Below are 24,731 nucleotides of genomic sequence, written 5' to 3'. Positions count from 1 at the left end.
CCGATGCGTCAAGTGAAAAGCCCCGGGACGATGAAAAGACCATGCTCCGGCCATGATGATGTCCGGTGAATGACAGGCGTCTTCACGGATTACGCGAATATTTTCAGAGGCTGCCTTGCGGGCGCCGCCCCGGACCCGGCGGAGATCTCCGCGAGGTCATCGGCCGCGTCACCATCTCGCCGCCGTGCCGCAAGGGCGCCGCCCCGGACGCGCGCGCCGGGCGGCATTGGGAGGTCGGTCCGGTGCAGGCGCGGTCGATGCGGCATCGCCGCCCCCCCGGGCCGCGCAGGGGTCGGCGGGATGTCGTCTGCGCCGTTTTTATACATAACGGACATTATGGGTTTCGCGCCTCCACGCCGGGCGCACAGCCGCGCAGGGCGCGCGCAGCGCCCTGGTCGGCCCCCCAGACCCGCCCCTCAGATCCGCCCCTCTGGGCGCAGCGCCGCGAAACCGTCCTCCGGGGCGCCGTCGATCATCCCGGCCAGGATCCCGGCCGTCGTCGGCCCCAGCGTGAAGCCCTGGTGGCCATGGCCGAAATGCAGCCACAGCCCCGGCCGCCCCGGCGCCGGGCCGACCAGCGGCAGCATGTCCGGAAGACAGGGCCGAACCCCCGACCATTGCGGCTCCTCCACCCGCGGGCCGAGCGCGATCAGCCCCGACAGCCCGCGCGCCCCCCGCTCCAGCTGGCGCAGGTCCACCGGCGCGTCGCGGCCCGCCAGCGCGGCGCCCGTCGTCACCCGCAGCCCGGCGACCATGCCCGCCGCCACCACCCCGTTGGCGGCGTCGAGGAACGGGCGCACGGGCAGGCGCGGCGCGTTGTAATGGCCGTGCACGCCGCGCTTGAAGATCATCGGAACCCGCAGCCCGAACCGCGCCAGCAGGGGCGGCGACCAGGGCCCGAGCGCCACCACCGCCTGCGCCGCCTCGACCGGGCCCTCCGCCGTCGCGACCCGCCAGCCCGCGCCCGCCGCCTCCAGGCTGTCCGCGTCGCCGAGCAGCGCCCGCCCGCCGCGCCGCGCGAACAGGTCCGCATAGCCCGCGGTCAGCGCCCCGGGATCGGCGCAGCTCCAGCTGTCGAGCCAGTGGACCGCGCCCGCCGGGTCCGCCGCCAGCGCCGGGTCCTCGCGCCGGTAGGCCGCCCCGTCCATCGCCCGGAACCGGGTCCCGTAAAGGGACCGCACCCGCTCCGCATCCGCCGCCGCGGCCTCGAAGGCGGCGGGGTCGCGGAACAGCATCGCCAGCCCCTCGCGCGCGACCAGGTTCTCCTGCCCCGAGGCGGCGATCAGCGGCGCGTGATCCGCCGTCGCCCGCGCGGTCAGCCGCGCATAGGTGCGCGAGATCGCCTCGTGCCGCGCCGGGGCCGAGTTGCGGAAATAGCGCCACAGCGCCGGGGCCATGCGCGCCGCCCCGGCGGCGGTCCAGGTCACGTCGTTGCTCAGCCCCAGCGCGTAGCGCAGCAGCGTGGCGGAATCGCGCGGCAGCGCGTAGGGCTCGGCCGCCTCGGCCTGGATCACGCCCGCATTGCCGTACGAGGTCTCGCGCCCCGGGGCCTTGCGGTCCACCAGCGCGACGTCATGGCCGCGCGCCTGCAGCGCCAGCGCGGTGGAGACGCCGACCATCCCGGCGCCGAGGACGAGGAATTCGGCCATCGCGGGCCTCCGTTGAACTGGCGCGGGCCCCGCCCCGCCGCGGGCGGGGGGGCGGGCACGCCGCGCGCCGGGGCTCAGGCCTCGGCGATGACGGTGATCTCGACCTTCGCGTCGATCATCAGGTCGCAGCGCACGGTGGTGCGCACCGGCAGCGGGTCCGAGAAATGCTCGGCATAGACCGCGTTGAACGCGGCGAAATCGGCGGCGTCGGTCAGGTAGCAGGTGGCCGAGACCACGTGTCCCAGCGTCAGCCCCTCGGCCTCCAGCGTCGCCGAGAGGCGGGCGAAGATGTTGCGGGTCTGCGCCTCGATCCCCGCGGGGACGGTCCCGTCGGGGGCGAAGCCGATCTCGCCCGAGAGATACACGGTCGAGCCGACGCGGCGGGTCTTCGAGAAGGGAAGGGTCATGGATCAGTCCTTGGCCTGGGGGGTTCCGGGGCCGGGCGCATTGGCGCGCAGCCCCTCGATCAGCAGCTCGAGCAGCAGCGAGAAGCCGCTCTCCAGCGGGATGTCGGCGCCGTTGCGCCAGCGCAGCACGAAGATGCGGCCCGCGATCTCGGGCAGGGCCGCGTGGGTCAGGGGATGCGCCGCGGGGTCGATCGCCCCGAGCCGCTCGGCGAAGCGCGCGCCCCAGTCGTCGGCCCCGGGGGCGGGGGCGAGCTCCATCGTCACGAAGCCCGCAAGCCCGCCGACCAGCGCGTTGAAGGCCGCGCGCAGGGCCGGGCCGCGATAGCCCGCCTCCTGCAACGCCGAGAGGATCGTCTCGACCCAGTCGAGATTCGCGACCCCGTTGGATTTCATCTGCGCGCCCAGCAGCGGCGCCACGGCGGGGTGGCGATGGACCAGCGCGCGGTAGCGTTCGAACACCTGCCGCAGCCGCGCGTCCCAGGGCATGGAGGCATCCAGCCCCGCCGACAGCGCGCCGGTGATCGAGGCGGAGATCTCGGCGAAGAGGTCCTCCTTCGCGCCGCCGACATGCCAGTAGATCGCCGCCGGCGAGACGCCGAGCCGCCGCGCCAGCTCGCGCAGCGAGAAGGCGGCGAGGCCGCGCTCGTCGATCAGCGCCACCGCGGCGTCCACCACCTGCGCCTTGTCGAGGCCGATGGCCGCCGCCCGCCCGCGCGGGGCCCGGGTCGGGAGTCCTGCCGGGGGTTCGGCCACGGACCCTCCCGCGGCGCCGCCCGGCGCCCTGCCCCGGGTTTTCGCTCCGGGCGCCTGCGCATCGGGGGCCTGCACGCCGGGGACCGTCGCTCCGGGCGCTTTCCCATCCTGCGCCTTCGCATCCGGCGCCCGCGCATCGGGGGTCTTTGCATCGGGGGGCGGCGGCGGGGGCATCGGCGCTCCTTCGCGCGGCCCGGGACGGGAGCGCTTTCCCCGCCTATAGGACATCGTTCTATTGGCGCGCAACCCCGCCGTCCCGCCCCCCCGGCGCCGGGCCTTGCGCCGGGCCTTGCCAAGCGCCGCGCGGCGCCGTCCACTCCCCCTCCCCCGCCGCGCCCGGCCCGGGGAGGAGGCGAGAGGATGGACGCAAGCGACCTGCACCGGACCCTGACCATCCGGCATATCCGCGTGATCGCGGCGCTGGCCGAGCTCAAGCTCGTCGCCCGCGTGGCCGAGGAGCTGAACGTCACCCAGCCCGCCGTCTCCAAGCAGATCGCCGAGCTGCAGCGCATCGTCGGCGCCCCCATCGTCACGCGCGACCGCAACCGGCTGCACCTGACGCCCATCGGCCTGCGCCTCGCGGAGCACGCGCGCCAGGTCCTCAACCAGATCGACCGCGCCGCCTTCGACATCGAGGCGATGGCCAGCGGCGTCACCGGCGCCGTCTCGGTCGGCATCGTCGCCTCGGTCGCGCCGACCATCATGCCCGACGCGCTGGCGCTGCTGAAACGCAGCGCGCCGCAGACCTCGGTCGCCATCGTCGAGGGCCATTTCAACGCGCTCTTCCCGCAGCTCGAGTCCGGGATGACGGACCTGCTGATCGCCCGCGTCTGGCAGGCCCAGGACCTGCCGGGGATCGAGCAGACCGCCCTGTTCAGCGAACCCGTGGCGGTGGTGGCCGGGCGCGATCACCCGCTGGCGGCCGCGGGGCCGCTGGACTGGGCGCAGGCGGCGGACCAGCCCTGGATCTTCCCGCAGGCGAACTCGGTCGCGCGCCGGGCCATCGACGCGCTGTTCGCCGAGCACGGCCTCGCCACCCCCACCGACATCATCGCCTCCGCCTCGCTGACGCTGAACCTCGGGATCATGCGCAAGATGCCCGCGCTGGGGCTGTTCCCCGAGGGGCTCGCCAACGCCCATGCCGCGCGGGGCGACATCGTGGTGCTGCCGCTCGACACCCGCGGGCTGCTGTCCGAGGTGCGCTGCTTCTGGCGCGCCGGCGCGCAGGAGGCGAACAGCGCCCTGGCGCTGCTGCTGCGCTGCCTCGAGCAGACCGCCGCCCCGGGCTGAGCCGCGGGCGCGGCGGGCGGGCGGGCTGGACGGGCGGGGCGGAGCCCGACCGCAAACCATTCCCCCTGGTTATGGCTCCATGGGAATTACTCAGTATGACGCGGCGTTTCCCCGCGATAACCTTCAGGAAATGGAATTCCACGGGAGGGGAATCGCGGAGCGGCCGAACCGGTCCGCGAGGCACGCATACATGCCCCATGACATGACGACCGAACGCTCCGCCACGCAGATGCTGGCGGATTTCGCGGCTGGACGCCTGGCGCCGAGCGCGCTGCTCGAGGCCTGCCTCGCGCGCATCGCCGCGACCAATCCCGCGATCAACGCGCTGACCGCCTTCGACACCGCGCGCGCGCGGGCCGAGGCCGCGGCCGCCGACCGCCGCTGGCGGGACGGCGCCCCGATGGGCCTGCTCGACGGGCTGCCGATCGGGGTGAAGGACCTCCAGGACACCGCGGGGCTGCTGACCACCTATGGCAGCCGCCGGATGCGCGGCCACGTGCCGGGCGCCGACCTGCCGATGGTCGCCCGCCTGCGCGCCGCCGGGGCCATCGTGCTGGCCAAGACCAACGTGCCGGAAATGGGCGCGGGCGGGAATTCGCGCAACCCGGTCTGGGGCGCCACCGGCAACCCGTTCAACCCGTCGCTGATCGCCGGCGGCTCCTCGGGCGGGTCGGCCGCGGCGCTGGCCGCGGACATGGTGCCGCTCGCCACCGGCTCGGACACCGGCGGCTCGCTGCGCCTGCCGGCCGCGCTGTGCGGGATCGTCGGCTACCGCCCCTCGGTCGACGTGGTCGCCCACCCGACCCGGCCGCTGGGCTGGTCCGCGATCTCGGTCCTCGGGCCGATGGCGCGGGACGTGGACGACCTGGTGCTGATGCTGCGCGCCTGCCATGGCTGGGACGCGGGGGATCCGCTCTCGTCGCCCTCGGACCCCGCGCGCTTCGACATGCTGCCCGAGACCCCCCTCGGCGCGCTGCGCCTCGGCGTCTCCGAGGATTTCGGCGGCGCCCCCGTCGACCCCGCGATCCGCGAGACGTTCCGGGCGCGCGTCGCGTCGATCGCGCCCCATGTCGCGGAGATCCGCGAGGTGGACCTCGACCTCGGGGACATGGACCGCTGCTTCGACGTGCTGCGGGCCGAGAGCTTCGTCGCCGCCTTCGGCGCGGCCATCGACGCCGCGCCCGATGATTTCGGCGACCACATCCATGTCAACGTCGCCCTCGGGCGGAGCATGACCCTTGCGGACCGGGCCTGGGCCCATGCCGAGCAGACCCGCATCCTGCGCGCCTTCAACGCCCGCATGGAGGGGCTCGACGCGATCCTGCTGCCCACCGTCCCCGTCTCGCCCTTCCCCTGGACCCGCTCGCACGCGGAGACGGTCGAGGGCCGGGAGATGGACATCTATTACCGCTGGCTGGCGCTGACCTATCGCGGCTCGCTCTCGGGCGGACCGGCGATCACCATCCCGGCGGGGCGCGACCCGGCGGGGATGCCCTTCGGGCTGCAGATGCTCGGGCCGGTGCGCGGCGACGCGGGGCTGCTTTCGGCCGCGCGCAGCCTCGAGGCGCTGCTGGCGCGGGATCCCGCGACGGCGCGTCCGCGCCCGGACCTGCCCCGCCTCGCCATCCCCGATCCCGCGCCGCGTTCCATCGTCACCCACCCGCCGCAGATCGGCGCCGCCCAAGCGGCCGCCGACGCGACCGCGGTCTGAGCCAGGGAGGGAGACGCGCCATGTGGTTCATCCCCGTCGCCTTCGTCCTGCTGCTGATCAGCGGCGCCGCCTTCGCCTACATGATGGGCGCGGTGTCGGTCCTCTCGTTCATCGCCGTGGACAAGGCGCAGTTCCTGTCGGTGCTGCCGCAGCGGATCTTCGCCCAGCTCGACGCCTTCGCCTTCATGGCGATGCCGCTCTTCATCCTGACGGCCGAGATCATGACCCGCTCCGGCGTCACCCGCAGCCTGATCGACTTCGCCCTGTCGATGGTCGGCCGCTTCAAGGGCGGGCTGGGGCATGTCAACATCCTGACCAGCGTGTTCTTCGCGGGCATATCCGGCTCGGCCATCGCCGACAGCGCCGCGCTGTCGCGCACCTTCGTCCCGGAGATGGAGGAGCGCGGCTATGACCGCTATTACGCCGGGGCGATCACCGCGGCCTCCTCGATGATCGGGCCGATCATCCCGCCCTCGATCATCATGATCATCTATGGCGGCCTCACCGGCGCCTCGGTCGCGGCGCTGTTCGCGGCGGGGATCGTGCCGGGACTGCTGCTGGCCGCGGCGCTGATGGCGCTGAACGCGGTCATCGCAAGGCTGCGCGGGCACCCCGGGGGCGACGGCGCCGAGCTGCCGCGCTTCGGGCCCAGCCTGCTGCGCGCCGCCCCGGCGCTGCTGCTGCCGGTGGTGATCCTCGGCTCCCTCGTCTTCGGCCTCGCGACGCCCACCGAGGGCTCGGCCGTCGCCGTCCTCTTCGCCCTGGTCGCCGGGCAGTTCTACACCGGCATCAGCCGCGCCATGCTGCTCGACGCGCTCGAGGCGACGGCGCGGATGACCGGCACCATCTTCATCATCCTCGCCGCGATCTCGGCGCTCGGCTTCCTCGCCGGGCAGATGGGCTGGTCCCAGGCGCTGGCCGACTGGGTCGAAAGCCTCGGGCTGACCGGCACGCGCTATCTCTTCTTCCTCGTGGGCGTGTTCCTGCTGGCGGGGATGTTCATGGACACGCCGGTGGCGCTGTCGCTGCTGATCCCGCTCTTCGCCCCGCAGGCGCTGGAGCAGGGGATCAACCCGATCCATCTCGGGATCGTGCTGTGCTTCAATCTCTGCGTCGGGCTGATCACGCCGCCGCTGGGCAAGTGCCTGGTGGTCGTGGCGGCGCTGACCGACCTGAACTACTGGCGGCTCGCCTGGACCGCCCTGCCCTTCGTCGCCGTGCAGGTGCTGCTGCTGGCCGCCCTGGCCTACTGGCCCGAGATCAGCCTCTTCGTGCCCCGGCTCGCCGGCTTCTCGGTCGAATGACCGCCCGCAACCAAACGCAACCATGCACCTGGGAGGATACCGCATGAACCTCAAAGCCCTCGCGATGGCCGCGCTGATGGCCTCCGCCGTTCCCGCCGCGGCGGAAGTGAAGATCGCCCTCGACGGCAAGCCGGACCTGGAGCTGTCCGGGTCCTACAACTGGTCCCACGCCTTCGCCGAGGCGCTCAAGGCGGGCGGCATGGAGGTGCGCGAGATGCCGCGCGGCTCGGTCGGCGAGGAGGCCGAGAAATTCGACCAGGTCTCCACCGGCCTGCTCGAGGTCTCGCTCTCGGACGTGCGCGCCGTGGCGCAGGTCGAGCCCTTCATCTACGGCGTCCGCCTTCCTTACATCTTCGACGACGCCGCCCACATGGACCGCGCGCTGGACGCGGGCGGGGTGTTCGCGCGGGTGAACGAGACGCTGGCCGCGCAGGACGTGATGCTGCTGGCGCTGACCCCGATCGGCCCGTCCTCGGGGATCATCACCACCGACGCCGCGGTGCGCAAACCCGCCGACATGGCCGAGCTGCGGATGCGCGCGCTCGACGACGCGCAGATCGCGATGTACCAGGCCTGGGGCTCCACCGGCACCATCGTGCCCTGGGGCGAGGTCCCGGCGGGCCTGCAGACCGGCGTCATCGACGGCTATCTCAACTCGCCCTTCGTGCCGGTGATGTTCGGCCAGACCGACTTCGTGAAGAACTTCTCGGACGCCGGGGTCATCATGCCCATGCGCGCCGTGATCGCCTCGAAGATGTGGTATGACGGGCTGTCGGACGAAGACCGCGCCACCGTGGACAAGGCGGTCGCCGCCGGCGACGCCGCCAACCGCGCCTGGCTGGAGAAGGCCTCGGTCACCGCGCTCGAGCAGCTCGAGGCCAAGGGCGTGACCGTCCAGCGCCTGTCGGCCGAGGAGCGCGGCGCGTTCCGCGAGCTGTCGAAGGCGGTCTACAATTCGGGCCTGATGCCGGAGCAGGACGTCAAGGCCTGGACCGGGATGTCGGACGGCGCGCGCTGAGCGCCCGCCTGCCGGACCGGCGGCCCCCGCCGCCGGTCCGGCCCCCCGCGACGCCCCCCGGCGCCCGCCCGCAAGACCGTCTGCACGCCCGCCGCCCGCAAGACCGCCCGCCCGCAACACCGAAAGGCCGTTCCATGCGCCGCATGATCCTGTCGCTCAGCGACGCTCTGCACCAGGTCGCCCGCGCCGTCGCCATCTGCGCGGTGGCGGGAATGTTCGCTGTGGTGATGATCCAGGTCGTCGCGCGCTACGGCTTCTCGGCCCCCCCGGTCTGGACCGAGGACGTGGCCCGCTACATGATGGTCTGGACCGGGCTTCTCGGCGCCACCCTGTCGTTCAAGGCCCGCGCCGACGCGGTGCTGATGCAAAGCGTGTTCCCCGCGCGCCCGCACCCGCTGGGCCTGCTGGCCGAGGCGGTGCAGAGCGCGGCGGTGATCGCCTTCCTCGCGCCGGTGATCTGGTTCTGCTTCATCGGCCTGCGCGGCGGCTTCGCCAAGGGCTATCTCTCGCGCCAGGCGGGGCTGACGGCGGACACGCTGGGCATCCCGATGGTCTATGTCTCGGTGATCGTGCCGATCGCGATGATCATCATCCTCATCCACCTCGCCGCCCGCTGGGCCGAGCGGGGCGCCCCCGCCAGGGGCCCCGAGGCGTCGCAGCTGGACTGAAGGCCGCGCCCGCGGCGCCTGCCGCCTTGCCCGCGCCCTCCGCGCGCCGCTATTCTTCGCGGCGCAGCATGGAGCGCCCCAGCATGTCCGACCCCGTCGCCGCGGCGAAAGCCCTCGTCGAGGGCCTATCTCGAACGCTCCATGGTCCCGGACCCGGAGGGCGCGCGGGCCTGCGTCTCGGAAGACTTCACCCTGACCTTCACCGGGGGCCGCCGCTTCGCGGACCCGTCGGACAGCGCGGCGTTCAACGCGAAACGCTACAAGTGGGTCAAGAAGCGCTTCCTGCGCACGGACGCGGCGCTGGACGCGGCGACCGGCGACGTCCACGTCTACAACACCGGGCATCTCTACGGCGAATGGCCGGACGGCACGCCCTTCGACGGCAACCGCTATATCGACATCTTCGTGGTGCGCGGCGGCAAGATCGCCGCCACCCACGTGTGGAACGACAGCGCCGAGATCCTGCTCTCCCGCGCCGGCCTCGCCGAGGCGCCGCTGTGACGCTGCCCAGCCATGGCCGCTTCGACTATTCCCCCATCACCGACCGCCCGGATTTCACCTGGCCCGGGGGCAAGCGGCTGGCCGTCTATCTCGGCGTCAATCTCGAACACTTCGCCTTCGGGGAAGGGCTGGGGGCCGAGCTCGCCCCCGGCGGGCCGCAGCCCGACATCCTCAACCACGCCTGGCGCGAGTATGGCAACCGCGTCGGCGCCTGGCGGATGCTCGAGCTGCTCGACGCGCTGGACCTGCCCGCGACGGTGCTGGTGAACTCCGCCCTCTACGACCACGCGCCGCAGCTGATGGACGCCCACCGCGCCCGCGGCGACGAGATCGCGGGCCACGGGCGCACCAACAGCGAGCGGCAGAGCGAGATGGACCCGGCCGCCGAGGCCGCGATGATCGCCGAGGCGACCGCGGCGATCGCGAAGGCCGAGGGCGCCCCGCCGCGCGGCTGGCTCAGCCCCTGGATCGCCGAGAGCGCCGCGACCCCCGACCTTCTGGCCGGGGCGGGCTACGCCTACACCCTGAACTGGTGCATGGACGACCAGCCGGTCTGGATGCGCACCGCCTCGGGGCCGCTGCTGTCGGCGCCCTGCCCGCAGGAGGTCAACGACATCCCCGCCATCGTCGCCCGCAAGGACGGCGCGGCGCAGTTCGCCGACATGATCGTCGATAATTTCGACGAGATGCTCGAGCAGAGCCGCGGCCAGCCCCTCGTGATGGGCGTGGCGCTGCATCCCTACATCGTCGGCCAGCCCTATCGCCTGCGCCACCTGCGCCGCGCGCTGACCCATATCGCGCAGCGGCGCGAGGAGGTCTGGATCACCACGGCCGGAGAGATCGCGGAGCATTTCGCGGGTCTCGGGCGGGTGTGACCGGGGCGGCGGTTTCGCCGGCCCGACACGACCCGGCCCGGCACGACCTGGCCCGACACGACCCGGCCCGGGCCGCGACCGCGAGGCCCCTGCTGCGCCGCGGCCCGGGCGGCCGCCGGGGGACGCGACCGGCCGCCGCCCCGCCCCCCCTCACAACAGGTTGCGGAACGACCTGAACCCCTTCTCGGCCGTGTAATCATGCCGCTCGCGCCAGATCTCCCGCCCGACCGCGTCCCGCGCCGCCGCCGGGTCATGATTTCGTCGCTGGCCAGCCGCGAAGTGTTATGAGATAACATATCACGCCGCCGCCGCCCGCGATCCTTCCGCGGCGCGGCCATCCCCCGCGCCCGATCGCCCCCTGCCCGGAGCTTGCCGATGCCGATCCGCACCGCCGCCCTGTCCGCACTCGCCCTCTCGCTGCCGACCCTCGCCCTCCAGACCCTCGCCCTGCCGACCCTCGCCATGGCCGAGGAGGCCCGCCACGCCGAGGCCCATGTCCACGGCGTCTCGCGCCTGCAGGTCGCCGTGGAAGGCGCGGCGGTGGAGGCCGAGCTGCGCGCCCCCGGCGCAGACATCGTCGGCTTCGAGCACGCCGCCCGGAGCGACGCCGACATCGCCGCGGTCGAGGCCGCGCTGACCGCGCTGCGCGACCCCGCCGCGCTGTTCGGCCTGGCGGGCTGCGCCGTGCAGCAGGTCGAGGCGCATGTGGACCGCGAGGGGGACGAGCATCACGATGGTCATGACGATGGTCATGACGACCACGCGGATGAGCATGACGAGGACGGCCACGCCGAGCACGAGCACGAGCACGAGCACGAGCACGACGAAGATGCCCACGCTGACCACGAGGACCACGCCGACGACGAACCCGGCCATGCCGAGTTCCACGCGGTCTACGCGCTGACCTGCGACGCGCCGGCGACGGCGCTCGACCTCTCGGGCTTCTTCGCCGCCTTCCCCCGGGCCGCCGAGGTCGAGATCGAGACGATCACCGATCACGGCGTCCACGCCGACGAGGCCACCCGCGCCGCCGCCGCCGTCCCGCTGCGCTGACGCCCATGACCACGCCGCTTGCACTGCGCGACGTCGCGTTCCGCTGGCCGGGAACCGGGGCCGGGGGCGCGGGCTTCGCGCTCTCGGTCCCCGCTTTCGCCATGACCCGGGGCGAAAGCGCCCTGCTGCTCGGCGACAGCGGCTCGGGCAAGTCCACCCTCCTCTCGCTGATCTGCGGCATCGTCCAGCCGCAGCGGGGCGAGGTCGAGCTCGACGGCGAGATCCTCTCCGCCCTCTCCGCCGCCCGCCGCGACCGGCTGCGGGGCGAGCGGATCGGGGTGATCTTCCAGCAGTTCAACCTGCTGCCCTGGGCCTCGGTCGAGGACAACATCCTGCTCGCGCTGCAATTCGCGCCCGAACGGCGCCGCCGCACCCCGGACGCCCCGGCCGAGGCCGCGCGCCTCTGCGCCGCGCTCGGCCTGCCGAAAGGCATCGGCGCGACCCCGGCCGGGCGCCTCTCCACCGGCCAGCAACAGCGCGTCGCCGCCGCCCGCGCGCTGATCGGCGCGCCGCCGCTGATCGTGGCGGACGAGCCGACCAGCGCCCTCGACGCCTCGGCCCAGGGCGCGTTCCTCGACCTTCTCTTCGACCAGTGCCGGGCCGCCGGATCCACCCTGCTGATGGTCAGCCATGACGCCCGCATCGCCCCGCGCTTCGACCGGGCGGTGAACCTCGCGGACATCGCGACCGCGGAAAGGAGCGCGGCATGATCCTGCGTCTCGCCTGGCGCTCGCTGCTCGCACGGCGCCTCACCGTCGCGCTGACGGTGCTCTCCATCGCGCTCTCGGTCGGGCTGTTCCTCGGGGTCGAGAAGGTGCGCACCGGCGCGCGGGCCAGCTTCGCCGACACCATCTCGGACACCGACCTGATCGTCGGCGCCCGCTCGGGCTCGGTGCAGCTGCTGCTCTACTCGGTGTTCCGCATCGGCGCCGCCACCAACAACGTGACCTGGGAGAGTTACCAGGACATCGCCGCCCGCCCCGAGGTCGACTGGATCGTGCCGATGTCGCTGGGCGACAGCCATCGCGGCTTCCGGGTGATGGGCACGACCGAAGAATTCTTCACCCGCTACAAGTACCGCGGCGGCCGCTTCCTGCGGGTCGCCCGGGGCGCCCCCATGGCCGATCTCTATGACGCGGTGATCGGCGCGGACGTGGCGACGAGCCTCGGCTACGCGCCCGGCGATCCCATCGTGGTGGCGCACGGCCTCGCCAGCTTCCTGAAGCATGACGACCAGCCCTTCCGCGTCGCGGGGGTGCTGGAGAAGACCGGCACCCCGGTGGACCGCACCGTCATCGTCAGCCTCGAGGCGATCAGCGCGATCCATGTCGACTGGGGCTCGGGCGCCCGCGCCCCCGGCCCCGGCACGCCCGCCGACCGGATCCGCGCCATGGACCTGACCCCCGAGGCGATCACCGCCGCGCTGGTGGGCGTGAAATCGCGGCTGAAGATCTTCAGCCTCCAGCGCTGGGTGAACGAGTACGGCGAGGAGCCGCTCCTCGCCATCCTGCCCGGGCTCGCGTTGCAGGAGCTCTGGGCAATCGTCGGCGTGGCCGGAACCGCGCTGATCGCAGTGTCGGGGATGGTGGTGGTCACCGCGCTGCTGGGGATGATCGCGATGATCCTCTCGGGCCTCGATGCAAGGCGGCGCGAGATGGCGATCTTCCGCGCCATGGGGGCCCGCCCGCGGGTGATCCTGGGGCTGCTGGTGCTCGAGGCGATGCTCTGCGCCGCGCTCGGGGCCGCGCTCGGCCTCGCGCTCGTCTATGGCGGGCTGGCGCTGGGGCGCCCCGCCATCGACGCGGCCTGGGGGCTGTGGCTGCCGCTCGACCCGCCGGGTCGGGCCGAGCTGGCCGTTCTTGCAGGCGTCATCGCCGCCGCGGGGATCGCAAGCCTTGTTCCCGCCCTGCGCGCCTATAAACTCTCGCTCTCCGACGGGATGATGGTGAAGACATGATCGCACGCCCCCTCGCCGCCGCGGCGTTCGCCCTGCTGGCGCTGCCCGCCCTCGCGGCCGAGCCGCGGGAGACCTGGTTCGAGGACCTGGTCCCCGAGGGCGTCGCCCCGGCCGAGATCATCGGCATGGGCGAGATCAACGCCGGCGCCGACACCTGGAAGCCGGAATATGACGAGAACGCCGTGCGCTACAACGTGGCGCTCGACGGCGCGCTGATCCGCATGCCCGGCTACATCGTCCCGCTCGCCGGGGATGCGGAGGGGGTGACGAGCTTCCTGCTGGTCCCTTACGTGGGCGCCTGCATCCACGTGCCGCCGCCGCCCCCGAACCAGATCGTCTTCGTCTCGACCCCCGAGCCGTGGCGGAACGACCTCTGGGATCCGGTCTGGGTGACCGGCACGCTCAGGATCCAGTCGCTGTCGACCGACCTGGCCGAGGTGGGCTACGCTCTCGAGGCCACCGGCATCGAGCGGTATACCGAGGAATGAGGCGCGCGGCCCGCGCCCGCCCCCGCGCCCGCGCGGCGCCGGCGGCCCTCTGCGCCGCGCTGCTCTGCGCCGCCGCGCCCGCCGCGCCCGCCGCGGCCAAGGAGGTCGTCGCCCTCGAATGGTCCGACCTGCTGCCCGCGGGCGGGGTCGCGGCCACCGGCGCCGTGTCCCATGACGCCGCCGCCGCCGTGCCCGGCGCCGAAGAGGCCCCACTGCGCCGCGACTGGGACGGGCGCACCGTCTCGCTCCCCGGCTATGTCGTGCCGCTCGACTATGACGGGACCGGGACCACGGCCTTCATTCTCGCGCCCTTCGTCGGCGCCTGCGTGCATGTCCCCCCGCCCCCGGCCAGCCAGCTGGTGTTGGTCACCACCGCCGAGCCCTACGAGGTCCAGGGCCAGTTCGACCCGGTGATCGTCACCGGCATGTTCGGCGCCGCCGCCCAGTCCACCGCGCTGGCCGAGATCGGCTACGCCCTCTCGGCCGACCGGATCGTCCCTTACGGCCGCTGAGCGCGGGGCGGCGCGCGGCCGATGCGGACCTGCTGCGGGCCGCCTGCACGCCGCTTGTGTTACATAATAACGTAACATATGGCGCCGGCCATCCGACCCCCCGTCCTCCGGCCCCCCCTCCTCCGGCCCCCCGTCAACGGAGTCCCCATGACCGACCCCCGCCTTCCCGTCACCGTCCTCTCCGGCTTTCTCGGCGCCGGGAAGACCACCCTGATGAACCGCGTGCTCAACGACCGCGGCGGGCGCCGCGTCGCGGTGATCGTCAACGACATGTCCGAGGTGAACATCGACGCCGACCTGGTGCGCGAGGGGACCGAGCTCAGCCGCACCGACGAGACCCTGGTCGAGATGTCCAACGGCTGCATCTGCTGCACCCTGCGGGACGACCTGCTGGAGGAGGTCCGCCGCCTCGCCGCCGAGAACCGCTTCGACCACCTGCTGATCGAAAGCACCGGCATCGCCGAACCCCTCCCCGTCGCCGCGACCTTCGAGTTCCGGGACGAGGACGGGACCAGCCTGTCGGACGTCGCCCGCCTCGACACCATGGTCACCGTGGTCGACGCGGCGAACCTGCTCGCGGATTACGCCAGCCACGATTTCCTCTCGGACCGGGGCGAGACCAATGGCGACGCGGATGACCGCACCCTGGTCCACCTGCTCACCGACCAGATCGAGTTTGCGGACGTGGTGATCCTCAACAAGGTCTCCGCCGCGGGGCCCGAGAAGACCGACGCCGCGCGCAAGATCATCCGCGCCCTCAACGCGGACGCCGAGATCATCGAGACGGATTTCGCCGACGTCCCCGCGGAGCGGATCCTCTCCACCGGCCTGTTCAGCTTCGAGCGCGCCCATACCCATCCCCAATGGGCGAAGGAGCTTTACGGCTTCGCCGACCACGCGCCCGAGACCGAGGAATACGGCGTCTCCTCCTTCGTCTACCGGGCCCGGCGGCCCTTCGCGCCGGAGCGGATCCTCGCGGTGCTCGACGGCGATCTGCCCGGGGTGATCCGCGCCAAGGGGCATTTCTGGATCGCCACCCGGCCCGAATGCGTGGCCGAGTTCTCGCTCGCCGGGGCGCTGTCCTCGGTGACCCCGCTCGGGACCTGGTGGGCCTCGGTCCCCGAAGACCGCCGCCCGGACCACGACGCCGCCCGCGCCTACCTTGCGAAACACTGGGCCGAGCCCTGGGGCGACCGGCGGCAGGAGCTGGTCTTCATCGGCGCCGGCATGGACCGCGCGGGGATCGAGGCGAAGCTCGACGCCGCCCTCGCCACCCGGGCTGAGGTCGCGGGTCCCGGCGACGGGCTGGACCTGCCCGACCCGTTTCCCCGCTGGGCCATGGGCCGGGCGGCGGCGGAATGATCCCCGGCGCCGGGCGGACGCGGCGCCGCCCGCCCGGCGCGCTTCCCTGCCCTGAACGGCCCCCGCCGCGCCCGGTCCATGCCGATCCCCCCATGCGATGGGTGCAGTGACGGAGACAATTCCCCGAACCGTACCTTTTCATTGTTCCCGTTCCCGGTAGCCTGGGCCCCGTTCGCATCGCGGCCAACCCCGTCGCCCCGCCCCCGGCGGCGGCGGCGGCGGGACCGCGACGCTCCAGGGACGATGCCATGACGCTGCACGGCGCGCCCGCGCAGGACGGGTTCGAAACCATGACGCCGCGCGAGCGGCTGGACGCCGCGATCCGCTTCGCCGGGCTGGACGCCGAAGATCACGCCCTGCTCGCCGCGCCCGGCCTCGATCCCGACATCGCCGAGCGGATGATCGAGCAGCAGGCCACGACCCTCTCGATCCCGGTCGGCATCGCCACCGACATGATCGTCGACGGGGCCGGGAAGATGGTCCCCATGGCGACGGAAGAGACCTCGATCGTCGGCTTCGTCACCGACGCCGCCCGCCGCTGCCGCGCCGCCGGGGGCTTCTTCACCTCCTCCTCCGGCGCGGTGATGATCGCCCAGGTGGTGATCCATGACCTGCCCGACCCCGAGCGCGCCCGCCACGCGGCGCTGGCGCGCGAGGCCGAGATCGGCGCGCTCTGCAACGCCTGCGACGAGACGCTGGTCCGTTTCGGCGGCGGGTTCCGGGGCCTCGAGGCCCGGGTCGTCGACACAGCCTCCGGCCCGATGCCGGCCCTGCACCTGCTGATCGACATGCGCGACGCCATGGGCGCCAACGCCGTCAACACCATGGCCGAGGCGGTCGCGCCCCATGTCGAACGCTGGACCGGCGGGCGCGCGGCGCTGCGCATCCTGTCGAACTTCGCCGACCGCCGCCTCGCCCGGGCCCGCGCCAGCTGGCGGCCGGAAGACATCGGCGGCGCGGCCGCGCGCGACGCGATGCTCCGCGCCGCCCATTTCGCCGCCGCCGATCCCTGGCGCGCCGCCACCGACAACAAGGGGATCATGAACGGCATCTCGGCCGTCGTCCTCGCCACCGGCGCCGACACCCGCGCGGTCGAGGCCGGCGCCCATGCCTGGGCCGCCCGCACCGGGCGCTGCGACAGCCTGACCCGGTGGGAGATCGACGCCGAGGGGAACCTCTGCGGCGCCATCGAGCTGCCGATGGCGGTCGGCACGGTCGGCGGCGCCACCCGCGCCCACCCCACCGCCGCCGCGCTGCTGCGCATGACCGGAGAGACGACGGCCGACGGGCTCGGGCCGCCTGATCGCCGCCGTGGGCCTTGCGCAGAACCTCGCCGCCCTGCGGGTGCCGTGCACCGAGGGCATCCAGAAGGGCCGCATGGCCCGGCACGCCGCCAACGTGGCGCTCGAGGCGGGCGCGCGCGGCGCCGACGTGGACCGCGTCGCCCGCGCGATGATCGCGGAGGGGAGCGTCGGCGCCGACGCCGCCCGCCGCATCCTCGCCGCCCTTGCGGGCGACGGCTGACGGAAAGGCAGGAGGGGACCCCATGAAACTCCGGGACAAGGTCGCGGTGGTCACCGGCGCCGCGAACGGCATCGGCCGCGCCATCGCCGAGCGGTTCGTGCGCGAGGGCGCGCGGGTCGCGCTCGCCGATCTCGACGGGAAGGCCGCCGCCGAGGCCGCCGCGCGCCTGAACGCCATCGCCCCCGGCGCCGTGCGCACCGCGATGACCGACACGCTGAACGACCCGCCCTCGGTGCGCGAGGGCATCCCGCTGGGCGAGTACGGCGAGGTCGCGGACATCGCCGCCGCCGCCCTCTACCTCGCCTCCGCCGACGGCAAATACGTCACCGGCGCCACGCTCGACGTCAATGGCGGGCTGTTCATGCGCTGACCGGCGCAGGCCCGGACGAAAGGACCGATCCCATGGACATGTACGAAAAACGCATCCGGCTGCGCGAGCTGCTCGAGGCCCCGGAATGCGTGCCCCTGATGGGCGCTTACGACGTCCTGAGCGCAAGGGTGATCGAGCGCACGGGCTTTCCCGTCCTCCACACCGGCAGCCTCGTGACCGGGGCCAGCGCCCTCGGCCTGCCCGATGTCGGGCTGGTGCAGGTCTCGGACCTCCTCGGCCTCGCGGAACGCATCGCCAAGGAAACCGACCTGCCCATCGTCTGCGACGCCGACAGCGGCTGGCGCCACGCGGGCGCCATCTGGCGCACGGTGCACGAATTCGAATCCGCCGGCGTCTCCGCCATCCATATCGAGGACCAGATCTTCGGCAAGCGCACCGACCGCGACCCGCTCCTCACCCCCGCGGAGGTCATGTGCGAGCGGATCCGCGCCTGCTGCGACGCGCGCAAGGACCCCAACTTCCTCATCATCGCCCGCACCGACGCGCTCTACCTGCGCGACGACCAGGAGGACGCCGTCGCCCGCGCCAACGCTTACCTCGAAGCCGGGGCCGACGCGGCGTTCGTGGTGTTCAAGGGCTCGATCCGCGGCCTCGCCGAATTCCGGTCCCGCATCAAGGGCCGCCTGATCGTCATCAGCGTCGATTTCCAGGATTCCATCGACGACGAGACCGCCGCCGGGGCCGACATGTCGGTCTACTGGCCGCTGACCATCTACGCCGCGTTCAAGGCGGTGCAGGAGGTCTGCGCCCGGTTCCACGAGACCCGCGACGCCAGCAAGCTGCGCGAGTTCACCTTCGACGAGGGCGCGCTCAACGCGCTGATGCCTTACGGGCGCTTCAACGCGAACGCCGAGACATACCGCGTGCGCGAGGCGCTGGCGCCCCAATCGGACCGGGCCGGGGAGGGCTGAGGCCCCCCCGTCAGCCCCGCACAGGCAGCCGGTTGGTCGCCTTCATCTCCTTCAGCGAGAGGTTCGAGCGGATGCCCGTCACCCCCGGCAGCCGCCGCAGCACCTCGTCCACGAAGCGGCTGTAATCATCGAGATCCCGCGCCACCGCGATCAGCAGGAAATCATCCGCCCCCGTGGTGTTGTGACAGGCCAGGATGTTGGGGCTCGCCTCCACCGCGCGGTGAAAGGCGCGGGTCGCCTCCGGGTCATGCTCCGAGCAGCGCAGCTGCACGAAGGCCATCACCCCCAGCCCCAGCTTCCGGCGGCTCAGCACCGCCTGGTAGCCCTCGATCACCCCGCTCTCCTCCAGCTTCTTCAGCCGCCGCCAGCAGGGCGTCTCGCTCATCCCCAGCCGCTCGGAGAGCCTGGCGTTGCTCATCCGCCCGTCGCCCTGCAGCAGCTCCAGCAGCTCGGCGTTGACGGCGTCGATCTCGGTCATGGGCGGATTCCCCCTCTGGAAGGCGTCAGGTAGAAAGCTTCTGACCCATTATGGCGCAAATCGGGCAAGATCGGCAAAGCTCTTCCCCCCGATCCGGGCATGATGCCCCCAGGCCGACGCACCGAACCGGAGGAACCCGCCATGAAAGCCGTCCTGATCGAGAAATTCCAGCAGACCCCCGTCATCGCCACCCTGCCCGACCCCACCCCCGCCCCCCATGGCGTGGTGCTGAAGGTCGCGGCGACCGGGGTCTGCCGCAGCGACTGGCATGGATGGATGGGGCATGATTCCGACATCGACCTGCCCCATGTCCCGGGGCATGAGCTGGCGGGGATCGTCGAGGCCGTGGGCAAGGACGTGCGCAACTGGAAGCCCGGCGACCGGGTCACCGTGCCCTTCGTCGGCGGCTGCGGGTCCTGCCCCGAATGCCATGCGGGCCAGCAGCAGGTCTGCCGCGACCAGTTCCAGCCGGGCTTCACCCACTGGGGCTCCTTCGCCGAATATGTCGGCATCCACCACGCCGACCTCAACCTCGTCGCCCTGCCCGAGGAGATGGGCTTCGCCACCGCCGCCAGCCTCGGCTGCCGCTTCGCCACCTCGTTCCGCGCGGTGGTCGACCAGGGCCGGGTCGCGCCGGGCGAATGGGTCGCGGTGCATGGCTGCGGCGGCGTCGGGCTCTCGGCCGTGATGATCGCCTCGGCCATGGGCGCGAACGTCATCGCCATCGACATCGACCCGGCCAAGCTGGCGCTGGCGCAGGACCTGGGCGCCGTCGCCTGCATCGACGGCGCCTCGGCCGCCGACGTGCCCGAAGCGGTGGCCGAGATCACCGGCGGCGGCGCGCATGTCTCGCTCGACGCGCTCGGGCATCCCGCGACCTGCTTCAACTCCGTCTCCTGCCTCGGGCGGCGGGGACGGCACGTGCAGGTGGGGCTGATGCTGGCCGACCACGCCGCGCCCGCGGTCCCGATGGCGAAGGTGATCGGGTGGGAGCTGGAGATCCTCGGCTCCCACGGGATGCAGGCGCATCGTTACGGCGCGATGCTGGCGATGGTGCGGTCGGGCAAGCTCGACCCCGCGCGGCTGGTCGGGGCCGAGATCAGCCTCGAGGAGGCGATCCCGGCGCTGACCGGCATGGACAGCTTCGCCGGCGTCGGCGCGACGGTGGTGACGCGGTTCTGAGCGCCGCCGGGCGGGGGGCCGGGGCAAACCTGCGCCCCCCCTCACGCCGCCCCCTCACGCCGCGGCAATCACTCCGCCGCCTCGGCCAGCAGCCGCGCGCGCACCTCGGGCTTGACCACCTTGCCGACCTTCGAGCGCGGCAGCTCCGCCCAGGCGTGGACCTCCTTCGGGGTCTTCACCGCGCCGATCAGCGCCTTCACATGGGCCTTCAGCGCCTCCGCCTCGACCGCGCGCCCCGGCCGGGGCTGCACCACGCAGACCAGCCGCTCGCCCCATTTCGGGTCCGGCAACCCGATCACCGCGCAATCCTGCACGGCCGGGTGGCTCTGCAGCGCCTGCTCGACCTCGATCGAATAGACGTTGAAGCCGCCGGTGATGACCATGTCTTTCGCCCGGTCGACGATGTGCAGGAACCCGTCGCCATCGAGGAACCCGACGTCGCCGGTGCGCAGCCAGCCGTCCCGGATCGCCGCCGCCGTCGCCTCGGGGTTGCGGTAATACCCCGCCATCACCAGCGGCCCGCGCACGCAGATCTCGCCGCGCTCTCCCACCGGCAGCACGGCCCCGTCCGCGTCCCGGATGGTCGCCCGCACCAGCGGCGCCACCCGCCCCGCCGACCCGAGCTTCTCCGTGCGGATCGACCCGTCCGGCCTGCGGTGATCGGCGGGCGGCATCATCGAGATCATCATCGGCGCCTCGGTCTGCCCGAAAAGCTGCGCCATCGGCCCGATCCGCTCCAGCGCCTCCGCCAGCCGGGCCGAGGAGATCGGCGCCGCCCCGTACCAGAAGCAGCGCAGCGAGGAGAGGTCGGCGCCGTCCAGCCCCGGGTGGTCGAGCAGCATGTAGATCACCGTCGGCGGCAGGAAGGTGTGGGTCACCCGCCGCTCCGCGATCAGCTCCAGGAACCGCCCGAGGTCGGGGCCCTTCATGATCTCGATCTCGCCCCCCTTCGCCATGACCGGGAAGCACAGCACCCCCGCGGCATGGGTCAGCGGCGCGACGGCGAGGTAGACGGGCCGCTTCGGGAACGGGTAGCCCATCAGCGTCAGCGCGGTCATCGCCTCGATGTTGCGCCCGGTCAGCATCACGCTTTTCGGCTTGCCCGTGGTCCCGCCGGTGCCGGGCAGCATCACCAGGTCGTCCACCGGCGCGATGTCCACCGGGGCCTCCGGGACCCCCGCCAGCCAGTCCTCCAGCGCCGGCGCGAAGCCAAGCGCACGGTCGAGGCAGATCACCGCCCGCAGCTTGCCCAGCTCCGGCAGCATCCGCTCCACCATCCGCGCGTAATCGCTGTGAAAGATCAGCAGGCTGCAATCGGTCCCGTCCAGTAGCTCGGCGTTCTCGCGCGCCTCGTTGCGCGGGTTGATCGGGCACCAGACCGCCGCGGCGCGGGAGATGCCGAAGACGCAGGCGAAGGCGGTCGGGTCATTGCCCGACAGGATCGCCACCTTGTCGCCCGGCGCGATCCCCGCCCGGCCGAGGCCGCGCGCCACGCGGTGACTGAACCGCTGCACCTGCCCATAGGACAGGACCCGACCGTCCATCCGCAGGCAGGGCGCGTCGGGGCCCAGGTCGGCCCCCTTGTCGAGATAGTCGGTCAGGCGCATGTCGCGTCCCCCCCTTGTCATGGCGGGCCCGGGCGGCGCGCACCCCCCGGCCCCCGGCGCATCAGTCCTGCACCGTCAGCTGCGGCTTCATCACCAGCCCGAAGGCGCGCAGCTGGCCCAGCAGCTCGCGGTGGCCGAAGGCCTGGCAGGCGCTGGCGAATCCGACCCGCTTCGGGGCCTGCTGCAGCAGCGAATACGCGGCATAGGCCTGCAGCAGCCCCGTCTGCTTGTAATTGCAGTTCCCGTGGATCACGCAATGCGCGCGCCCCAGCGGCCCCGAGGCATGGACGCTGTCGACGGTGGTGTTCTCGCGCGGGTTCTCCCGCGGGGGCATCTCGGCCTGCACCGAATCCGCGATGGCGCTGAGGGCCTTCTCCTGCTCCTCGAAGGGCAGCGGGCGGATCTCGTCGGCCACCATCTTCGTGGTGGCGATCACCCCCTCCATCACCTGCCGGTTCATCACGCCCCCCAGCACCTTGCAGTTGGCCACGCGCGGGTCGTCCTTGAACCAGACGGGATGCGCGGTGCCGCCCCAGGGCACGGCGATGGCGGTCTCGTGCATCCCCGGCACCACCACCTCGGCCGAGGCGGTCAGGTCCCACTTAACGTATTGGTTCCGCTCGAGGTAATGCCAGTCGGCCTTGAGGATGGTGAAGATCGTCTGGGTGGACGCATAGGTCGGGAAGCCCTTCCACAGCACCAGGATGTCGAGGCTGTCGAGGCCCGGCGTCTCGAGGCAGATATTCGCCGCGATCTCGCCGGTCGTGTACATCTGCGCCACGTTCGGGGCCAGCAGCAGGCCCTTCTCGGCGAAGGCGTCGCCCCAGTCCTGCCGGCACTTCAGGACCCAGTCCTGTTCGCCGGTGGTGTCGGTGTAATGCACCCCGGCGCGCAGGCAGGCCTCGACCACTTCAGGCCCGAACTTGATGAAGGGCCCGACCATGTTCGACACCACGCTTGCGCCGCGGAACAGCTCGGTCAGCGCCTCGACGCTGTGTTCGACCTCGACCACCTCGTAATCGGCGGATTCGATGCCCGGGATCTTGTCGACCACCGCCTGCACGCGCGCCTTGTCGCGGCCCGCGGCGATGAAGGGGATGTTGTATTCGCGCAGGTATTCGCACACCAGGCGGCCGGTATAGCCGGAGACGCCGTAGACGACGACGGGTTTCTTGTCGCTCATGTTCTTGTTCCTTGGAAAAGTTCGGGTCACATGCCCATGCCGCCGTCGACCGGCAGGCCCGCGCCGGTGACGAAGCGCGCCTGGTCGGAGGCGAGGAACACCGCCGCGTCGGCGATGTCCGCGATGTCGGCGAGCCGCCCCAGCGGGGTCTGCGCGACCACGTCGCCGATGGCCGCCTCGACGCTCTCGGCCAGCCCGAGGCGCACGATGTCGTCGGCCAGCTTCAGCCCCATCTCGGTGGCGGCGAGGCCGGGATAGAGGCAGTTGACCCGCACGTTCAGCCCCAGCTTGCCCGCCTCCATCGCCGCGACGCGGGTCATCCGGTCCACGGCCGACTTGGTGGCCGAGTAGCCGGCGATGGACGGGAAGGCGATGGTGGCGGCGACCGAGGCGATGTTGACGATCGCCCCGCCCTGCCCCGCGGCGCCCCCCGGCCCCATGGCGCGGAAGGCGTGCTTCATCCCGAGCAGCGGGCCGACCACGTTCACGTCGCACATCCGCCTTATGTCCTCGGCCTCGACTCTCAGCACCAGCGAGGTGATCTCGACGCCCGCATTGTTGACCAGGATGTCGAAGCCGCCATGGGTCTCGATGGCAGCGTTCACCGCCGCCTCCCAGGACGCATCATCCGTGACGTCGAGGCGCGTGGACGCGGCGCCCGCCCCGATCTCGCGCGCCGTTTCGGCGGCGAGGTCCTCCAGCACGTCGCCCAGCATCACCTTCGCGCCCTGCGCGGCCAGGGCGCGCCCGATGGCTGCGCCGATGCCACGGGCGCCGCCCGTGACCAGTGCAGTCTTTCCAGTCAACATGTCTTCGATCCTCCCAGATCGCCGCTTCTCGCGGTCGTTGTCCCGAGCCCGGGCGCCGGTCCTCCCGACCGGCCCCGAACTCTTGACGACTGTCCAAAAAAATCTGGACACCTGTCAAGGCGGATTCTGGACACTTGTATAAAAACCGTTTTCGCCTTATTTTGCAGGGAGATCGGCGGGGAAGGGCTCGGGCCGGCGCCCCCGGCGCGGCTCGAAACCCGGCCCCGGGCGCAGCAGAGGTGGCGGAGAATGCAGGCCTTGGACGTGGGCGCGAGCCTCGAAAACCTGGAGCGGATCGCGGCGCGCGCGCAGCTCGTGACCGGCGCCGACAAGGTCGCGCGCAAGCGCACCGAGCTGGCGCGCGCGGCGCTGGAGACGCTGGCGACCTTAGGCTATGCGCGCACCTCGCTGCGCGAGATCGCCCAGAACACCGAGTATTCGCACGGCGTCCTGCACTATTATTTCAAGGACAAGCTCGACCTCATCACCTGCTGCGTCGGCTACTACAAGTCGATCTGCGTCACCCGCTATGACGACGTGGTGGTCGAGGCCGAGACCCCCGAGGCGTTGCTCGACGGGTTCTGCGACCGCCTCGCCGTCTCGCTGCGCGCCGAGGCGCCGCTGCACCGGCTCTGGTACGATTTGCGGGCGCAGGCGCTGTTCGAGGACGCGTTCTCGGAGGACGTCGCGGTGATCGAGGCGAAGCTCGAGGACATGGTCTGGCGCATCAGCGCCGCCTATTGCGCCCTGTCCGGCGGCGCCCCGACGATGTCGCGCACCGCGCTTTACGCGGTGTTCGACGGGCTGTTCCAGAGGGCGCTGTTCCAGCACATCCACGGCGACGCGCAGGCCGCCGACGCCCTGGTCGCAGAGATCCGCGCGCTGCTGCCCGTGCTGGTCGAACGGGGGTGATCGGCGGACGGGCGGTCGCCGCATCCCCGTCAGGCTCGAACGAAAGGGCGTGACTTGCGGCTCGTGGAACGCAAAAACGCCGCCAAGCTGGTGCTTGGCGGCGTTTTTATTTGGTTGCGGGGGCAGGATTTGAACCTGCGACCTTCAGGTTATGAGCCTGACGAGCTACCGGGCTGCTCCACCCCG

25 protein-coding genes are annotated in these 24,731 nt (G+C 72.2%); 18 read left to right on the top strand and 7 right to left on the bottom strand.

The features are described 5' to 3' along the window. Positions 1-416: 416 nt before the first annotated feature. From ACQ5SO_RS11380 to ACQ5SO_RS11370, 3 genes are all read right to left on the bottom strand, one after another. Positions 417-1,649 carry an NAD(P)/FAD-dependent oxidoreductase gene (locus tag ACQ5SO_RS11380; protein ID WP_430941721.1) on the bottom strand — a complete coding sequence of 411 codons (1,233 nt, stop codon included), beginning with the start codon at positions 1,647-1,649 and terminating at the stop codon, positions 417-419. A gap of 74 nt (positions 1,650-1,723) precedes the next feature. Beyond that, positions 1,724-2,056 carry a RidA family protein gene (locus ACQ5SO_RS11375; RefSeq protein ID WP_430941720.1) on the bottom strand — a complete coding sequence of 111 codons (333 nt, stop codon included), beginning with the start codon at positions 2,054-2,056 and terminating at the stop codon, positions 1,724-1,726. Positions 2,057-2,059: 3 nt separating this feature from the next. Next, complete coding sequence (locus ACQ5SO_RS11370) at positions 2,060-2,809, bottom strand: TetR/AcrR family transcriptional regulator (RefSeq protein ID WP_430941719.1); 750 nt, start codon at positions 2,807-2,809, stop codon at positions 2,060-2,062. A gap of 360 nt (positions 2,810-3,169) precedes the next feature. Between ACQ5SO_RS11370 and ACQ5SO_RS11365 the strand changes: the two genes are divergently transcribed. The 16 genes from ACQ5SO_RS11365 to ACQ5SO_RS11290 all read left to right on the top strand — a co-directional run bounded on the left by ACQ5SO_RS11365 (position 3,170) and on the right by ACQ5SO_RS11290 (position 18,374). Continuing rightward, complete coding sequence (locus ACQ5SO_RS11365; protein ID WP_430941718.1) at positions 3,170-4,099, top strand: LysR substrate-binding domain-containing protein; 930 nt, start codon at positions 3,170-3,172, stop codon at positions 4,097-4,099. 190 nt (positions 4,100-4,289) lie between these two features. Next, the gene (locus ACQ5SO_RS11360) at positions 4,290-5,810 is read left to right on the top strand and encodes an amidase (RefSeq protein ID WP_430941717.1); all 1,521 of its coding nucleotides are present in this window, start codon (positions 4,290-4,292) and stop codon (positions 5,808-5,810) included. Between the two features lie 20 nt (positions 5,811-5,830). Continuing rightward, the gene (locus ACQ5SO_RS11355; protein ID WP_430941716.1) at positions 5,831-7,114 is read left to right on the top strand and encodes a TRAP transporter large permease; all 1,284 of its coding nucleotides are present in this window, start codon (positions 5,831-5,833) and stop codon (positions 7,112-7,114) included. A 43-nt stretch (positions 7,115-7,157) separates the two neighbouring features. Further along, positions 7,158-8,132, top strand: a complete 975-nt coding sequence (locus ACQ5SO_RS11350) for a TRAP transporter substrate-binding protein (RefSeq protein WP_430941715.1) — start codon at positions 7,158-7,160, stop codon at positions 8,130-8,132. Positions 8,133-8,266: 134 nt separating this feature from the next. Further along, a complete protein-coding gene (locus tag ACQ5SO_RS11345; RefSeq protein WP_430941714.1) occupies positions 8,267-8,800 on the top strand; it encodes a TRAP transporter small permease in 534 nt (177 codons plus the stop codon). A 141-nt stretch (positions 8,801-8,941) separates the two neighbouring features. After that, positions 8,942-9,301, top strand: coding sequence for a nuclear transport factor 2 family protein (locus ACQ5SO_RS11340; RefSeq protein WP_430941713.1), 360 nt, complete (start codon positions 8,942-8,944; stop codon positions 9,299-9,301). Beyond that, on the top strand, positions 9,298-10,176 hold the full coding sequence (locus ACQ5SO_RS11335; RefSeq protein WP_430941712.1) for a polysaccharide deacetylase family protein: 879 nt from the start codon (positions 9,298-9,300) through the stop codon (positions 10,174-10,176). The genes ACQ5SO_RS11340 and ACQ5SO_RS11335 overlap by 4 nt, the downstream gene beginning before the upstream one ends. Positions 10,177-10,551: 375 nt before the next feature. Beyond that, positions 10,552-11,229 (top strand): ZrgA family zinc uptake protein, encoded by a 678-nt coding sequence (locus ACQ5SO_RS11330; protein ID WP_430941711.1) that lies wholly within the window; start codon positions 10,552-10,554, stop codon positions 11,227-11,229. Positions 11,230-11,234: 5 nt separating this feature from the next. Further along, positions 11,235-11,939 (top strand): ATP-binding cassette domain-containing protein, encoded by a 705-nt coding sequence (locus ACQ5SO_RS11325; protein WP_430941710.1) that lies wholly within the window; start codon positions 11,235-11,237, stop codon positions 11,937-11,939. Then, positions 11,936-13,186, top strand: a complete 1,251-nt coding sequence (locus ACQ5SO_RS11320; RefSeq protein ID WP_430941709.1) for an ABC transporter permease — start codon at positions 11,936-11,938, stop codon at positions 13,184-13,186. Before ACQ5SO_RS11325 ends, ACQ5SO_RS11320 begins: the two co-directional genes overlap by 4 nt. Further along, entirely contained in the window at positions 13,183-13,674 is a 492-nt protein-coding gene (locus tag ACQ5SO_RS11315; RefSeq protein WP_430941708.1) for a DUF3299 domain-containing protein, read from the top strand. Before ACQ5SO_RS11320 ends, ACQ5SO_RS11315 begins: the two co-directional genes overlap by 4 nt. Continuing rightward, positions 13,671-14,186 carry a DUF3299 domain-containing protein gene (locus ACQ5SO_RS11310; protein ID WP_430941707.1) on the top strand — a complete coding sequence of 172 codons (516 nt, stop codon included), beginning with the start codon at positions 13,671-13,673 and terminating at the stop codon, positions 14,184-14,186. The genes ACQ5SO_RS11315 and ACQ5SO_RS11310 overlap by 4 nt, the downstream gene beginning before the upstream one ends. 147 nt (positions 14,187-14,333) lie before the next feature. Then, positions 14,334-15,548, top strand: coding sequence for a GTP-binding protein (locus ACQ5SO_RS11305; RefSeq protein ID WP_430941706.1), 1,215 nt, complete (start codon positions 14,334-14,336; stop codon positions 15,546-15,548). Positions 15,549-15,796: 248 nt separating this feature from the next. After that, positions 15,797-17,098: a hydroxymethylglutaryl-CoA reductase, degradative gene (locus tag ACQ5SO_RS11300; RefSeq protein ID WP_430941705.1), complete on the top strand. Its 1,302-nt coding sequence runs from the start codon at positions 15,797-15,799 to the stop codon at positions 17,096-17,098. Then, entirely contained in the window at positions 17,095-17,442 is a 348-nt protein-coding gene (locus tag ACQ5SO_RS11295) for an SDR family oxidoreductase (RefSeq protein ID WP_430941704.1), read from the top strand. The genes ACQ5SO_RS11300 and ACQ5SO_RS11295 overlap by 4 nt, the downstream gene beginning before the upstream one ends. Before the next feature lie 32 nt (positions 17,443-17,474). Continuing rightward, positions 17,475-18,374: an isocitrate lyase/PEP mutase family protein gene (locus tag ACQ5SO_RS11290; protein ID WP_430941703.1), complete on the top strand. Its 900-nt coding sequence runs from the start codon at positions 17,475-17,477 to the stop codon at positions 18,372-18,374. A 10-nt stretch (positions 18,375-18,384) separates the two neighbouring features. Here ACQ5SO_RS11290 and ACQ5SO_RS11285 read toward each other — a convergent pair whose 3' ends face one another. Next, positions 18,385-18,852, bottom strand: a complete 468-nt coding sequence (locus ACQ5SO_RS11285) for an Lrp/AsnC family transcriptional regulator (RefSeq protein ID WP_430941702.1) — start codon at positions 18,850-18,852, stop codon at positions 18,385-18,387. A gap of 141 nt (positions 18,853-18,993) precedes the next feature. Here ACQ5SO_RS11285 and ACQ5SO_RS11280 point away from each other — a divergent pair, with 141 nt between their 5' ends. Next, positions 18,994-20,034 carry a zinc-dependent alcohol dehydrogenase family protein gene (locus ACQ5SO_RS11280; RefSeq protein WP_430941701.1) on the top strand — a complete coding sequence of 347 codons (1,041 nt, stop codon included), beginning with the start codon at positions 18,994-18,996 and terminating at the stop codon, positions 20,032-20,034. A 68-nt stretch (positions 20,035-20,102) separates the two neighbouring features. On the opposite strand, the gene ACQ5SO_RS11275 is transcribed toward ACQ5SO_RS11280, so the two are convergent. The 3 genes from ACQ5SO_RS11275 to ACQ5SO_RS11265 all read right to left on the bottom strand — a co-directional run bounded on the left by ACQ5SO_RS11275 (position 20,103) and on the right by ACQ5SO_RS11265 (position 23,633). Continuing rightward, complete coding sequence (locus tag ACQ5SO_RS11275; RefSeq protein ID WP_430941700.1) at positions 20,103-21,641, bottom strand: AMP-binding protein; 1,539 nt, start codon at positions 21,639-21,641, stop codon at positions 20,103-20,105. Positions 21,642-21,702: 61 nt separating this feature from the next. Beyond that, positions 21,703-22,824 (bottom strand): DUF5938 domain-containing protein, encoded by a 1,122-nt coding sequence (locus ACQ5SO_RS11270; protein ID WP_430941699.1) that lies wholly within the window; start codon positions 22,822-22,824, stop codon positions 21,703-21,705. 26 nt (positions 22,825-22,850) lie between these two features. After that, complete coding sequence (locus ACQ5SO_RS11265) at positions 22,851-23,633, bottom strand: SDR family NAD(P)-dependent oxidoreductase (protein WP_430941698.1); 783 nt, start codon at positions 23,631-23,633, stop codon at positions 22,851-22,853. 249 nt (positions 23,634-23,882) lie between these two features. On the opposite strand from ACQ5SO_RS11265, the gene ACQ5SO_RS11260 reads away from it, so the two are divergent. After that, positions 23,883-24,545, top strand: a complete 663-nt coding sequence (locus ACQ5SO_RS11260; RefSeq protein ID WP_430941697.1) for a TetR/AcrR family transcriptional regulator — start codon at positions 23,883-23,885, stop codon at positions 24,543-24,545. Positions 24,546-24,731 lie beyond the last annotated feature (186 nt).

The sequence above is a fragment of the Rhodovulum sp. DZ06 genome (assembly GCF_050586345.1).
Classification (GTDB): Bacteria; Pseudomonadota; Alphaproteobacteria; order Rhodobacterales; family Rhodobacteraceae; genus JBOCEF01.
The sequence above is the reverse complement of the archived record's forward strand: the minus strand, read 5'-3'. Positions and strand labels throughout refer to the sequence as shown.

What these genes read in the sequence shown, in the direction of transcription:
- ACQ5SO_RS11380 (WP_430941721.1), bottom strand. Translation starts at nt 1,649, where the DNA reads ATGGCCGAATTCCTCGTCCTCGGCGCCGGGATGGTCGGCGTCTCCACC.
- ACQ5SO_RS11375 (WP_430941720.1), bottom strand. Translation starts at nt 2,056, where the DNA reads ATGACCCTTCCCTTCTCGAAGACCCGCCGCGTCGGCTCGACCGTGTAT.
- ACQ5SO_RS11365 (WP_430941718.1), top strand. Translation starts at nt 3,170, where the DNA reads ATGGACGCAAGCGACCTGCACCGGACCCTGACCATCCGGCATATCCGC.
- ACQ5SO_RS11360 (WP_430941717.1), top strand. Translation starts at nt 4,290, where the DNA reads ATGCCCCATGACATGACGACCGAACGCTCCGCCACGCAGATGCTGGCG.
- ACQ5SO_RS11355 (WP_430941716.1), top strand. Translation starts at nt 5,831, where the DNA reads ATGTGGTTCATCCCCGTCGCCTTCGTCCTGCTGCTGATCAGCGGCGCC.
- ACQ5SO_RS11350 (WP_430941715.1), top strand. Translation starts at nt 7,158, where the DNA reads ATGAACCTCAAAGCCCTCGCGATGGCCGCGCTGATGGCCTCCGCCGTT.
- ACQ5SO_RS11345 (WP_430941714.1), top strand. Translation starts at nt 8,267, where the DNA reads ATGCGCCGCATGATCCTGTCGCTCAGCGACGCTCTGCACCAGGTCGCC.
- ACQ5SO_RS11340 (WP_430941713.1), top strand. Translation starts at nt 8,942, where the DNA reads ATGGTCCCGGACCCGGAGGGCGCGCGGGCCTGCGTCTCGGAAGACTTC.
- ACQ5SO_RS11330 (WP_430941711.1), top strand. Translation starts at nt 10,552, where the DNA reads ATGCCGATCCGCACCGCCGCCCTGTCCGCACTCGCCCTCTCGCTGCCG.
- ACQ5SO_RS11325 (WP_430941710.1), top strand. Translation starts at nt 11,235, where the DNA reads ATGACCACGCCGCTTGCACTGCGCGACGTCGCGTTCCGCTGGCCGGGA.
- ACQ5SO_RS11320 (WP_430941709.1), top strand. Translation starts at nt 11,936, where the DNA reads ATGATCCTGCGTCTCGCCTGGCGCTCGCTGCTCGCACGGCGCCTCACC.
- ACQ5SO_RS11315 (WP_430941708.1), top strand. Translation starts at nt 13,183, where the DNA reads ATGATCGCACGCCCCCTCGCCGCCGCGGCGTTCGCCCTGCTGGCGCTG.
- ACQ5SO_RS11310 (WP_430941707.1), top strand. Translation starts at nt 13,671, where the DNA reads ATGAGGCGCGCGGCCCGCGCCCGCCCCCGCGCCCGCGCGGCGCCGGCG.
- ACQ5SO_RS11305 (WP_430941706.1), top strand. Translation starts at nt 14,334, where the DNA reads ATGACCGACCCCCGCCTTCCCGTCACCGTCCTCTCCGGCTTTCTCGGC.
- ACQ5SO_RS11300 (WP_430941705.1), top strand. Translation starts at nt 15,797, where the DNA reads ATGACGCTGCACGGCGCGCCCGCGCAGGACGGGTTCGAAACCATGACG.
- ACQ5SO_RS11295 (WP_430941704.1), top strand. Translation starts at nt 17,095, where the DNA reads ATGAAACTCCGGGACAAGGTCGCGGTGGTCACCGGCGCCGCGAACGGC.
- ACQ5SO_RS11290 (WP_430941703.1), top strand. Translation starts at nt 17,475, where the DNA reads ATGGACATGTACGAAAAACGCATCCGGCTGCGCGAGCTGCTCGAGGCC.
- ACQ5SO_RS11285 (WP_430941702.1), bottom strand. Translation starts at nt 18,852, where the DNA reads ATGACCGAGATCGACGCCGTCAACGCCGAGCTGCTGGAGCTGCTGCAG.
- ACQ5SO_RS11280 (WP_430941701.1), top strand. Translation starts at nt 18,994, where the DNA reads ATGAAAGCCGTCCTGATCGAGAAATTCCAGCAGACCCCCGTCATCGCC.
- ACQ5SO_RS11275 (WP_430941700.1), bottom strand. Translation starts at nt 21,641, where the DNA reads ATGCGCCTGACCGACTATCTCGACAAGGGGGCCGACCTGGGCCCCGAC.
- ACQ5SO_RS11270 (WP_430941699.1), bottom strand. Translation starts at nt 22,824, where the DNA reads ATGAGCGACAAGAAACCCGTCGTCGTCTACGGCGTCTCCGGCTATACC.
- ACQ5SO_RS11265 (WP_430941698.1), bottom strand. Translation starts at nt 23,633, where the DNA reads ATGTTGACTGGAAAGACTGCACTGGTCACGGGCGGCGCCCGTGGCATC.
- ACQ5SO_RS11260 (WP_430941697.1), top strand. Translation starts at nt 23,883, where the DNA reads ATGCAGGCCTTGGACGTGGGCGCGAGCCTCGAAAACCTGGAGCGGATC.